This window comes from Streptomyces sp. NPDC031466 (genome assembly GCF_055581265.1).
This window is the reverse complement of the sequence record NZ_JBVIJT010000002.1, coordinates 194,704-206,576: the sequence shown is the minus strand read 5'-3', so window position 1 is coordinate 206,576 and position 11,873 is coordinate 194,704. Positions and strand designations below refer to the sequence as shown.

Below are 11,873 nucleotides of genomic sequence, written 5' to 3'. Positions count from 1 at the left end.
CGGGCGGGGGATTCCTTTCTGTTTCCGCACGACCGTGGTTAGATCAAGTGGCGGTCACAGCCGTGCAGAAGCGGCCGCGCCCCGTAGCGGCAGAAGCGGCCGCAGCCCCGCAGAAGTCGCCCGTCCCTCCGGGAGGGAAGATGCCAGCAACCACCCGCCCGCAGAGCGCACCGGCGCTGTCCCACAGGGAGCGTCAGGTGCTGGCGCACATAGCGGAGGGCCTCTCCCACAAGCAGGTCGCCAGGCGCCTGGGCATCAGCGTGCACACGGTCAGCACGTACTTGCGCCGCATCCGCACCAAGCGGACGGCGCCGACGGTGGCGCATCTGATCCGCTTGAGCATGACGGAGAACGCGACGCAGACGGGGGCGCGCTCGACATCCTGAAGGGGGGCTTGGCGGGCCCGCCCCCGTCTACTCGATTTCGGGCGCATTGACGCAAATGACCTCGGTCTACGTTGCCATGTACGCGACTTTCACCGAGGATCGGCGGCTACGCGGCCCACTCTCCGGTGCGAGCCGCCCGTCGAGTGAGGCGTGCCTCAAATTCACGCCTGATCGGATGTGAACGAGATGGCATCAGCCCACTCCCAAACAGCCCGGGATGCGGCTTCTTCTCGTTCAAGGAGGGAAATCAAGCCGGCGACGTCGAACCCCATGGGAATGTCGACCGCTACGTGCCTGTCGCCACTCCATTCCCTCAGTAGGCCGAGGCGGGAGATCTCCATTTCGATCTCTCGCGCCACACTTCGGACGTCCGGGGTCACCAGCAAAAAGGCCCTCAAAACCTTCCGCCCCGACGCCTGGATCAGTCGGGCAACCGAGGCCCCATCCGGCGAGAGAGAGACAACATCACCCAAAGAAATTCCATAAACCCGGAAAGGGATGCAGCACAGTTCAAACGCACCACCCTCCAGCCGCTTGAGCCAGAGCTGTTCCACCTCCCCTTCCAGACCGAATGGCGCAAGGTCGGCCCTTGCGATGTAGTCACTGTCACACCGACGCGCCGGGTTCTCATGGACGATGAATTTCATGTGACGCTCCAGGTCGGATTCGGGACGATGGTGACCGCAGTCCTGCTTAGTCTAAGTGGCCGCGCAAGCCCCGCCCCGCCAGAGGAGTGGCCCGCGACAGTTCATTCAATGCGACCGCCGCGAGCCACCTAGATTCAGCGTCCTATGGTGGGGTCATTCTCGAAGGCCACCACGGCGGCGGCCAAGAACCTGTGTAGTTGGGCGGAGGGTTCAATGGAGCGACGCGATCTCTCTTCGAGCTATTACAGAACCCACAAGCCGGCGTGGTGTTTGCATCGGTCAGGTCACCTCCACCTATCCTGGGCTCAACATGATCGATCGATGTGGCTTTATTCGTACGGCAATAGGAACACAGTGGAGCGATCGTCCCAGGATTCGCATTCTTGCCGACATCGTAATCCTTAAGCAGACTCGCCGGTATTCTCTTTCCGGCCCCAGCTCCACCACTTGAACCAGAGGGAATATCGTAAATCGGTTCACCATTCTGACCACACGCGATTGGAGAATTGCTGTTGTGGACCAGGACAGGCATCTTGCCCGCCAGGACATAATAGGTGTGAAACTCCCCAACCGTGAGGTTATGGACTGTGCCACTGAGGGTCGTCCAGCGCTTGAGCTCCGTCACCTGGACGCGCGTGTCCGCGCTGGTGCGCAGCGTCTCGCCGGCCTTCAGAGCCGTCGCGTCGATCCATTCGCCCAGCTCCGGGACCCAGAACGGGTGCCCGTCCGTGGCCGTGATCGAGGCGGTCTTGGTGCCCTTCTTGCCGTCCACGTCGATCGTGATGCGGACGAGGTGCTTGAGGCCCTTGCCCTTGATCTCCGCCGTGACCGTCTCGACCTTGGTCTTACCGGTCCTGGGGTCGGTCGCCAGGACCTTGTCGCCGATGTCGACGTCCTCGATGGCCTTGGTCTTGCCCTTGGCCATCAGAACCCTGGTCCTGGGCGTGAAGCTGTTGCACGCCTCCGCGGCCTGCGCCGCCTTGTTGCTCTTGCGCCAGTCCTTGAACGTTCCCCACAGCTGTTTGCTGAGGTTCACGATCCGTTTGCCGAGCGCGTACGCCTTGTCCAGCCGGTTCCAGTACTTGGCGACCAGCTTCGCGGCGGGGCCACCGCCGATGAGGGACGTGACGATGTTGGCCGCCGTGGCACCGCACGCGCCGAGCGCGCCCGTGGTGAAGCAGTCCAGCGCGTCGGTGATGCCGAGCTCGTCCGCCAGGATCTTGCCGAGTTCCTTGGCGATGGCGATCGTCCGCTGCTTCGCGGCGTCCGCCTTCGCCCGCTGCTGGCGGGCCCTGAAGACGGCCGGTGACTCATCGGGAGCCTTGACGCCGTAGTACTTGTAATAGGTCTTGGTGGCCTTGACCTTCCAGCCACCGTTGCTCTTCATGCTGCACTGCACGCCCGCGTACATGCAGTCGTCGGGCTTCAGGCCGTCGGGGTCCGAGAAGCTGACCGGGTTGTTGTAGCTGTAGGCGTAGCCGTTGATCTGTTGGGGGTCGGTGTAGTCGATGACGGGGTCGGCCGAGATGAACCGGCCGGTCGATGCGTCGTATTCACGTGCGCCCAGGGTGACCAGGCCCGAGGTGTCGTCGTTCGTACCGCCGACGAAGCCCTTGTCGTCCACCCACTTGGAGGGATCCCCCGAGTCGGCGTCACGGCCCGCCCCGAAGGGGTCGAGACGGCGCCGCTGTGTCGTGCCCGTCTTCGCGTCGACCGCGATCTGGGCGGTGCCGTGGTGGTCGGCGGCCAGGAACGTGACACCGTCGGAGTCGCGCACCGCCACCGTCTGACCGCCGAGCGCGTAGTACCGGGTCGCCTTGACCGCCTTGGTGGAGGCGTCGAGGTGCAGCTCCATACCGGGCAGGTAGAAGGTCGTCTCGGTCGGCGACTTGCGCAGCACGCGGCTGCCCGCGGCGTCGTACACGTAGGAGGACGAACTGCCGTCCGCGTTGGCGACCTTCGTCAGCTTGTTCTGCTGGTCCCAGGTCAGGCTCTGCCTGTCGCCGTTGAGAACGCGGGTCTCGGTGTTGCCGGCGGCATCGTAGGTGTAGGTGTCCAGCGAGGTGACCGCGGGCTTCGTGCCGGTCGACGCCGTGTCCGTGGTGACCGACGTGAGCTGGTGCGGGCCCTCGCCGTTCTCCCCGTACGTGTACTTCTTCGTCGCTGTGGCGGTGCCGTCGATGCCGTGGTCGGTCTGGGCGGTGCGGTTGCCCGTGGCGTCGTACTCGTAGCTGTGCCAGAAGGGCGCGATGCCGCCCACCGTGCTCGCGGACGGGTCCGCCGCGCAGGCCGCGTCCGCCTTGCCGGTGCCGAGGGCGCCGTCCGGCGCCTGGGACGACGTCCAGTCGTCGGTCGTCCGGCGCAGGCTGTCGTGGCGGAAGCACTGGGTGTCGCGGGCCCCGCCCGTCGGGTTGTCGACGATGGACAGGACGTTGCCGCCCGCGTCGTAGGTGTACCTCGCGTCATAGGCCTCCGCGGCGGCGTCCTCGACCCTGGCGATCGTCCTGTTGACCCGCTTGGTGCCCTGCTCGTAGTAGTAGTTCAGCCAGGTCTTCTTGTCCGCCGCCCCACCGGTCGACAGCTCCAGCTGCTCCAGTTGGTTCGTGGGCGAGTACTTCACCTGAGGGACGTACGTCCCGCCGCCCAGCGAGGTCTTGAGCGCCGTCGGGCGCTGCAGCGCGTCGTACTGGTACGAGACGGCTTCGCCCGCGAGTCCGCCCGCCGCGGGGAAGTTCTGGCCTCCCACGGTTCCGTCGCCGTTGTACTGGGTCTGGAACTCGTAGGTGCCGCCCAGCTCGGGCTCGGCCGTCTTCGACAGGTAGTACTTCGCCGAGGTGGGCTTGTAGTCGTTCTTCTCGTCGAGGACCGGATAGGTCACCGACGAGTGGACCGCCCCGCCCTTGTAGGTGTAGGTGCCGTACAGGGCGCCCTTGGCGACCGTGTCGTAGGTGGAGACGGACAGCTTCGTACCCGTGTCCGCGGCGCCCTGCCAGGTCGACTTGGTGCGCCCCAGTTGGTCATAGACGGTCGTGGTGGTGTTCTCGCGGGAGTCGGTCACCGACGTCTGGCGGTCGAGTTCGTCGTAGCCGAACGTGGACCGTCCGGTGTCAGGGTCGACGGCCTCGACCTTGCGGCGACGCTGGTCGTACCCGTACGTCCAGGTGTTGCCGTCGTTGTCCGCCACCTTCGACAGCTTCCCGTCGGGCGTGTAGCCGTAGGTGGTGGAGAGGTAGTCCGCCGATGTGCCCGAGGGCAGCGGCTTGTCGCCCTTGTACTGGCGCAGCTCGACCGTGCGGTCGTCGGCGTCCGTGATGGTGGTGGTCGCGGTCTGGCCGGCCGGCGGATCCACGTGGACCCGGTCTCCGCCATAGGTGTACGTGGTGCGGTGCTTCTCCGCGCCGGCGACCTTGAAGATCGTCGCCGTGGGGCGGCTGTTGCCGTCGAACTCCGTCACCGTCTGCGCGTCGATGTCGTCGTTGCGCGGTGCGAAGAGCGTGGAACTGGGCGCGCCGGTCGTCCAGTACGTCTCGTTCGTCTTCACCGTGCGGCCGGAGCCGTCGTAATAGGTGTCCGCGACGAGGCGGCCGCCGTCCTGTCCGTCCGTCTGCACCTGGCGGGGGCGCAGCATGCCGTCGAACAGCGCGTACTCGCTGCCGTAGGTGGTGCCGCCGTTCTCGATCCGCTGGGTGCGGATGTAGTTCGCGCCGGTGGTGCGGATGCCGTACGAGTACTTGATCGACGGGGAGAAGGAGTCCGCCTTGAGGCGGTCGGGGAGCCATACGGAGGTCAGCCGGCCCAGGCCGTCGTAGGCCAGCTCGGTGCGCTTGCCGTTCACGTCGATCTGTGCGACCGGCGACCCCCACTGCGGGGCGTACTCCGTCTTGTTGGTCCAGCCCAGCACATTGGTCTCGGTCTTGGCGGTCGCGAGGCCGTTCGTGTCGGTGTAGTCGATGGTCTTCGGCGTCCCGGCCGCGTCGGTGACCTTCACCGGACGTCCGAACGGGTCGTACTTGGTCGTGGAGACCGTCTGGTACGTGCCGGCGGTGCCGTTGTGCGAGGTGATCCGCTTGACCGTGGTCGCGTTGCCCAGGCTGGGCGCCGCACCGAGAGTGGTGGTGTCGTCGTACAGCGTCTGGTCGTCGGCGAGCACGTGCTTGGAGCGGTCCGGCGTGGTGGCGCAGTCGACGCTCACCGTCTCCACGCGGGAGACGTAGGCGTACATGTGCTTGTCCACGTTGTCGGCGTACTCGGTGCGGCTGCACTGGTTGTCGGAGACGCCCACCACACCGAGGTCGTTGGCCTTGGTGAGACGACCGGTGTCGTCGTCGTAGCTGGTGACGGACGCCGTCTGACGCCAGCCGCCGGACGCCAGGGCCTCGTAGGTGTCCGTGCGCTCGGGACGGATGAACCGCGCCTCGCGGGTGCCCCAGTCCTTGGTGCGGGTGGCGGTGACCTTGGTCCAGGGTGTGTTGATCGACTTCGAGACGACCTTGTCGCCGTTGTACGTCGTCGTCTCCAGCTCGAAGCCCGACTTCCAGTCGGAGTCGGTGTAGCTGGTCCCGGTGGAGTCCTTCACCGTGGACGATCTCGTACCGCCGTCGGGATCGCTGTCCCCGTCCAGGCCCTGGAAGAAGACGTGCTCGGACTTGGTGTTGGAGGCGTTCTCCGTGCCGTCGGAGGTCGTGACCCGGACCTTGCCGTAGCCCCGCCAGTCGCTCCAGGTCAGGTAATCGGACTTGGTGAAACCGTCGGCCTTCGCCTTACGCCAGCCCGCGTCGCCGAGGTAGGAGTAGGCGGTGATCTGGTCCGGGCCGTTGCCGACCAGGTCGGTCTCGACGACGGACGAGACGACGTATTTGTGGAACCACTCGGTGACGGGGTCCTTGATGCCCGGCGGGTTCCACTTGACGGGGTAGCAGCGGACGGTGGACTTCCCGGGAGTGGGGTGGTCCGAGGGGGTGCACTGGGTGCCGGCGTAGTTGACCGACAGCACGCCCCCGGATTCGCTCTCCACCGCCGACATGCGGAAGCGGATGAACGGCTGGATGTTGTCGTTGGGCACGTCGACCCGGTTGGCCAGCTGCTTGCCGTACAGCTTCACCGAGGGAACGGTCTCGTCCGTGCCCACCCGGCCCGTGTGGTCGATCGACTTCAGCCACAGCGACTTGGAACCGTCGCCGTTGTCGGTGAAGTCGTGGTTCAGCGTCCAGGAGTCCACGTCCGCGAAGGTGGTGGCTCCTGTGCGGATCTGGGTGGTGATCTTCTTCAGCTGTTTGCGGGTCCAGAACGTCGGTGAGTTCTGGCCGGTGCACTTCGTGTCGGCCTTGCAGTTGCTGTCCCACGGCACGTCCGGCCAGTCGGCGGCCGTGGCGTCGGTCAGCGCGCCGGAGGAGCAGTCGGTCAGGTCCCCGATGCACCGCTCACCGGTGGTGAACACGATGCGCGCCGAGGGCTCGGTGGCGTACGCCTTGTCGGCGCGCTGGCCGTAGTCGACTCGCTTGAGGTAGCCGCCGCGGGTGTAGGACTTGCCGTTCTCCCCGGTCTTCAGGCCCTGCGTGTAGTAGTTGGTCTCCTTGCCGTAGAAGTACGACATGGCGTTGCCGTGCGGGTCGATGACGTGGTCGAGGTTCCAGCGCCAGGCCTGTGCGCAGTGGGCGTCCGCGAAGTTCGCGTCGTAGCAGGGCTCTCCGGAGTCGTCGCCGTAGACCGGGACGGTCCACGCGGAGTTGGTCGACTCGTCGCCGGTGGCGTATCCCGGCAGCCGGTTCAGACCGAAGAAGTACTGGGTGCCGTCGTCGTCGGTGACCTTCCAGTGCTCGCCGTTGTTGTCACCGTTCGTGGTGCCGGTGAGTCTCTCGACCTTGCTGAAGTCGTCGGAGCTGACGCGCCACTTGCCGGTCTTGTCGTCCTGGATCAGTTCTCCGGAGGCGCCGCCCGCGAGGGAGATCGTGGCGTTGTATCCGCCCCAGCACTGGTCGCCGTAGGTGTCGCTGTGTCCGTCGTCGGCACATGGCTTGTAGCGGCGTTCGATGTAGCCCGGCTCGTAGGAGAAGCCCTGGCCGATCCACGAGCCCTGGTTGTTGGTGGTGGCGGTCTGCCCGTCGATCGACTGCGAGTTGTAGCCGAGGGAGACGGCGGGGGACAGGGTGCCCGGCACCGGTGGGGCCGAGATCGGATACGACCAGTTGAAGACGCCCGAGGAGTTCGAGACGCTCCACTGCGACGACGCCTGCAACGGGGTGGCGGCGAAGTCGCCCTGGTCGCCGGAGGAGCCGGACACCGCGGCGAACACGGTGACCGCCGCACCCTTGTCGGCCGCGGCCGGAAGGGTCGCGCTCAGGGTCTGCTTCGCCGTGTCGTTGCCGCCCTTGAGCGGCTGCGGCGTGACGCAGGCCTTCTTGTGCGGGGTTGTCAGTACGCAGGACGGGTACTGGACCAGGCGCAGCCGGGATCCATAGCCGCCCCCGTAGGCGCCGGCGAAGTCGGCGTAGTCCAGAGCGACCTCGACCGGCGCGGACGTCCTGGCCCCGTCGGTCCGGGCCACCGTCATCAGCGGGGCCCGCACACCGGCGGCCCTGGCCTTGTCGCGGTTCAGGACCGCCACGCGTACCGAGGCCGGGCCGGCCTTTCCGGTGGTGGCCACCTCGAGGGGCAGCCCCTTGGCGCGTGCGCCCCGCTCGTTCCCGGGCAGGTCGACCTCGGCGGCGGCGGCCTTGGGCCAGCGGGTGGCGTCGGCGGACTTCACCGCGGCACGCGCCGCCGGGTCCGCCTTGCCGTACGTCCTGGCCCTGATGTTCTTGCCGTCGACGGGGTCGTCGAGGTTCTTCTGGGTGGCGGGACGGGTCAGTCCGCCGTCTCTGGCGGTGGCATCAGGGGCGTATTGCGGCAGCAGGCCGACGGCCAGGGCGACACCGAGCCCCAGGGCCGTGGTCCTGGCGGCCGGTATTCGCCACCGTGACCGGAAAGGCGAGCGCATGGCAGCTCCGAAGAAAGAGTTGGACCGTCGTGACGACGGAAGAGGGCAGTGCGGAGGGGTGGGGAACGAGGTGAGGGCGCTGAACAGGGGCGGGGCGACAGGGTGAGGAGGCGGGCCCCCGGGGGGCACTCCCCCGCCGTGTCGCCCCCGGGGGGCGCTCCGCCGCCGTGTCCCCACGACCTGCGCTGCGGAGCGCCCCCCTTGCCGTTCATGCCGTCAGGCCCTCATGTGACGGTCTCCTCGATGCTCGCCCCGGCCGGCAGCAGCGCCACGGTGGGCACGGCGCTCGCGTCCAGGGCCCCCCGGAACACCCGCAGTTCGTCGACGGCACCGTCGAAGAAGGCGGACGGCGTGGAACCCGTCAGGACTCTGCCGATCTGCAGGGACGCCGTGGTGAAGTCCCAGGTGTTGTCCCAGGGCACCTGTGCGGCGAGCGTGCCGTCGACGTAGAGCAGCGCGTCGCCGAAGACCGCCGAGTAGACCAGGGTCAGATGGTCGCCGTCGCCCTCACTGCTCGGGGCGAAGCCCTGGGCCCTGACGATCGACTCCTTCGCGCCGGTGGCGTCCTTGTCCGTCACGACGAGCGCCCAGCGTTTCTCCGCCGCCTGGTACTTCACCGTCAGCGCGCTCCCCCGGGCACCGGCCAGTGACATGACCGTCTGGTCCTTCGTCGGGCCGGCGGTCGCCAGTCGCGCGCGTGCCGTCAGGGTGAAGCTGTCCTCCTTGGCGAGCAGCCCGGCCGCGCGTGCCGCGTGGCCGCCGGTGCCGTTCAGCTGGAGGTGTCCGTCGCCCCAGAGCGGTTCGGCGGGCGCCTTGCAGGTGGGATCCGCCTCCACGTCGCAGGTTTCGTCCGGCACGTAGATCGCGGCGCCACCGCCCAGCTTCAGACCGGTGCCTCCCGTCTCTTCGGGGGACACGCCGCTGCTTTCTCCGTCGACCTGCCAGTAGGCGAGCTGGCGTGCCGAGATGCCGCCCAGCGCCTCGCCCTCGGCCTCCGGCACCACCCGGTCGTAGATCTTGACGTCGGCGACGCTGCCCTTGAGGTGGGAGGTGTAGCCGTCCAGGGTGAGCTTGCGCCCGATCTGCACACCGCCGGTCGCGTTCCACTTCGTGCGCCGCCTCTGGACGTCCTCCTCGACCAGGTCTCCGTTGACGAAGAGGCTCAGGGTGCCGAGTTCGTCGTCGTAGACACCGATGAGGTGGGTCCAGCTGCCGGGTACGGCCCTGGCCCCGGACACCTTCCACGACCCCATGTTCTCCATGTCGTTCATCGGGGTGCGGAAGGTCCACGACCGGGTGTCCACGTCATAGCCGAGATCGAATCCCGGCGCGGACGTCCCGTCCTGGCTGACCACGCTCACGTCGTCCTTCGGCCGCTCGGGCAGGTTCACCCAGGCGCTCACGGAGAACGTCCCGCTCGTGTCGACCGCGGGCTTGCCCGCGTCGAGGTAGGCCTTCTCCGAGCCGTCGAGCGAGGCGGCGGTGTCCGTCGGGCCCAGCGGGCCCTCCGCGCCGAACGTGACGCCCGCGCCCGCGGCCGCCGCAGGGGCCCCGCTCATGCCTGCCGCCGTCGTGGCCCCCTTGGCGTCGCCGAGGGTCCAGCCCGCGGCGGGGGCGCGCCCGTCGCTGACGAGGAAGACATGTGAGGTCGGTGTCTTCTGCGCGTTGCCCGCGCCGTCGACCGCCTTGGCCTCCAGGGACATGGGGCCCTCGTCCGGCGGCATCCAGCGCACGATGACCGGGCCGCCGGGGCCGATGGCGTTGGCGGTCGTCCAACTACCACCGGTGAAACGGTACTTGTACTGCGCGACGTCCGGCGACGGCGAGTCGATGATGAAGGTGCCGTAGTCACCGACGCCCGCGTGCCAGGCGTCGTCGTCCGGATACCTCATCGATGTGATCGCCGGGGCCTTGGGAGCTGTGGCGTCGTAGATGAACTCGCAGCGGGTGCCGTTGCCCGCCAGGCTCCAGGGCCCCCACGACCTTCCGTCGTGGCCGCGTACCGCCCAGCCGACGGTCACGTTCTGCGGGATGGTGTAGCTCGCGTCGTCGGGGTCCGAATCCAGGTTGGTCCCGACCGTGTACGAGAACGACGCTCCGCCCGTCTGACCGCTCTTCGACGCGTCCACCGTGTTCTGCGCCGCCGTGGTGGAGTAGTGGTCGTACGTCTTGCCGCCGGTCGTCCAGAACACGTGGAACTGGGCGCGCAGGGTCTCGGAGTTGCTGCCGATGTCACCGTGGTCGTAGTCCTTGAGGAACGCCTTCAGCCTGGGCGCGTCGGAGACGTAGTGCTCCTCGGCGCTGCCGTACTCGCACGAGCCGCCCGGGGTCATCTTCAGGTCGTCCATGGCCGGCTGCAGCGGCGGCCGGTTGTAGGTCACCTCCAGCTGCGCGTTGCCGCAGAAGCGCTTCCAGTACGCGTAGCTCCCCTCATCCTCCGCCTTGAGGCGGAAGGTCGTCGTGTCCCAGCCGCTGCCGGCGGCCTTCTGCACGGTGCCGCGCACGTCGAAGCGGACGTTCTGGTTCGTGGAGGTGCACGCGCCGGCGGGATTCGTCGGCGACTTGGTGGTGATGGCGTCCTTCAGCGAGGGCTGGTTGTCCCAGTTGGTCTTGGAGCTGATGGCGCTCGCGCCACCCGAGTTGACGCGTCCGAGCTGCACCGCCTTTCCGGCCTCGCTGTACGTGTGGACCATCGTCACCGCGAAACTCGCGGACACGATGTCCTTGTCCTCGAAGACCCCCGTGGGCAGGGCGAAGAACTGCCGCTTGACGTCACTGCCGCTGGTGCAGCGGTAGGAGACATCGGCCGGGCAGCGTCCGACGCCCTCGTCGTCGTCGAACTTCCAGAACTCCGAGGAGGAGTAGTGGGAGGACACCATGGTCCAGCCGGTCCGGTGGGCCGTCTTGAAGACCGGGTCGATGTACACGGGGTAGACCGTGTCCTCGCCCTTGAGGAGTCCGGCGTCGGGCTCCAGCGTCACCGAATCGGCGTCCGTGTCCACCGCCACATCGGAAATCCGCGCACCCTGTGGCGGGACGTCCACGCCGTCCGGCCCGCTCATGCCCTTCCGCGCGGAGCGGCCGGTCCGCGGTGCGTCGGCCGCGTGGCCGGAGTCCCACATCATCGGCTGCGGGGCCTCGAAGACCGTGCCGCCACCGCCGTCCGCCTCGGCCTCCAGTCCGCCGTCCGCTGTCTCCTTGAGCGTGACGGAGTCGGTGTCCAGGTCCAGTTGGAGGTGTGCCAGGTCTGGATGGGCGGCGGCCTTCGCGTTCTTGACCACGAGGACGTGGGAAAAACCCTCGGCGGAGGCGGTGACCTTGAGGTCCACTCCCTCCAGTACCTCGCCGTACGTGGCGGTGGATCCGGTGACCTGCGGCCGTGGCAGCTTGTGCGGCCAGCCCAGGGCGAGCGAGCGGCCGTCCTTGTCGATCTCGGCGAACGTGGTGTCACCGCCGCCGGAGAAGGTCATGGCCGACAGCGCGGCCTTGGGGGCGTACGTGCCGTCGGGCTGCTCGACGAGCGTGGTGTCGATCTCCGTCCACCCGCCGTCCTTGCGGGTGCGGATCGGCTGGACGTACTGGGTGGTGGTGAAGGTGCCGTCCGGGTTGGCGACGGTGGTGCTGCGTTCGTTCCTGAGGGCCGCCACCTCCACCTTCTCGCCGGACTTCGCCGCCTCGGCCTGCGCGTCGGACGCGCTCTTGACCTTCGGCGCGTCCTTCTCCGCGGCGGCCGCCGGCCGGGGGGCTCCCGCGAGGCCCGGGGGCGTCGCGCCCAGGCCGCCGGTCAGGAGCGCGGTCGCGGTGACGGTGACGGCGAGAGCCCGGAACCGGGGGCGGGCCCCGGTGGTACTTCTCCTCATGATG

General features: G+C 67.9%; 4 protein-coding genes. 1 reads left to right on the top strand and 3 read right to left on the bottom strand.

The window, feature by feature from the left end; translation table 11 throughout:
• The first annotated feature begins 140 nt into the window (after nucleotides 1–140).
• On the top strand, nucleotides 141–386 hold the full coding sequence (locus tag ACZ5GP_RS03785; RefSeq protein ID WP_468749234.1) for a response regulator transcription factor: 246 nt from the start codon (nucleotides 141–143) through the stop codon (nucleotides 384–386).
• Between the two features lie 161 nt (nucleotides 387–547).
• Here the strand turns inward: ACZ5GP_RS03785 and ACZ5GP_RS03780 are convergent, their stop codons facing one another.
• The 3 genes from ACZ5GP_RS03780 to ACZ5GP_RS03770 form a co-directional block, all read right to left on the bottom strand.
• A complete protein-coding gene (locus ACZ5GP_RS03780) occupies nucleotides 548–1,033 on the bottom strand; it encodes a DUF4265 domain-containing protein (RefSeq protein WP_468749233.1) in 486 nt (161 codons plus the stop codon).
• 142 nt (nucleotides 1,034–1,175) lie between these two features.
• Complete coding sequence (locus ACZ5GP_RS03775) at nucleotides 1,176–8,009, bottom strand: polymorphic toxin-type HINT domain-containing protein (RefSeq protein WP_468749232.1); 6,834 nt, start codon at nucleotides 8,007–8,009, stop codon at nucleotides 1,176–1,178.
• Between the two features lie 224 nt (nucleotides 8,010–8,233).
• Nucleotides 8,234–11,869, bottom strand: a complete 3,636-nt coding sequence (locus ACZ5GP_RS03770) for a LamG-like jellyroll fold domain-containing protein (protein WP_468749231.1) — start codon at nucleotides 11,867–11,869, stop codon at nucleotides 8,234–8,236.
• Nucleotides 11,870–11,873 lie beyond the last annotated feature (4 nt).

Coding starts and splice junctions, on each gene's coding strand:
- ACZ5GP_RS03785 (WP_468749234.1), top strand. CDS start 141: ATGCCAGCAACCACCCGCCCGCAGAGCGCACCGGCGCTGTCCCACAGG.
- ACZ5GP_RS03780 (WP_468749233.1), bottom strand. CDS start 1,033: ATGAAATTCATCGTCCATGAGAACCCGGCGCGTCGGTGTGACAGTGAC.
- ACZ5GP_RS03775 (WP_468749232.1), bottom strand. CDS start 8,009: ATGCGCTCGCCTTTCCGGTCACGGTGGCGAATACCGGCCGCCAGGACC.
- ACZ5GP_RS03770 (WP_468749231.1), bottom strand. CDS start 11,869: ATGAGGAGAAGTACCACCGGGGCCCGCCCCCGGTTCCGGGCTCTCGCC.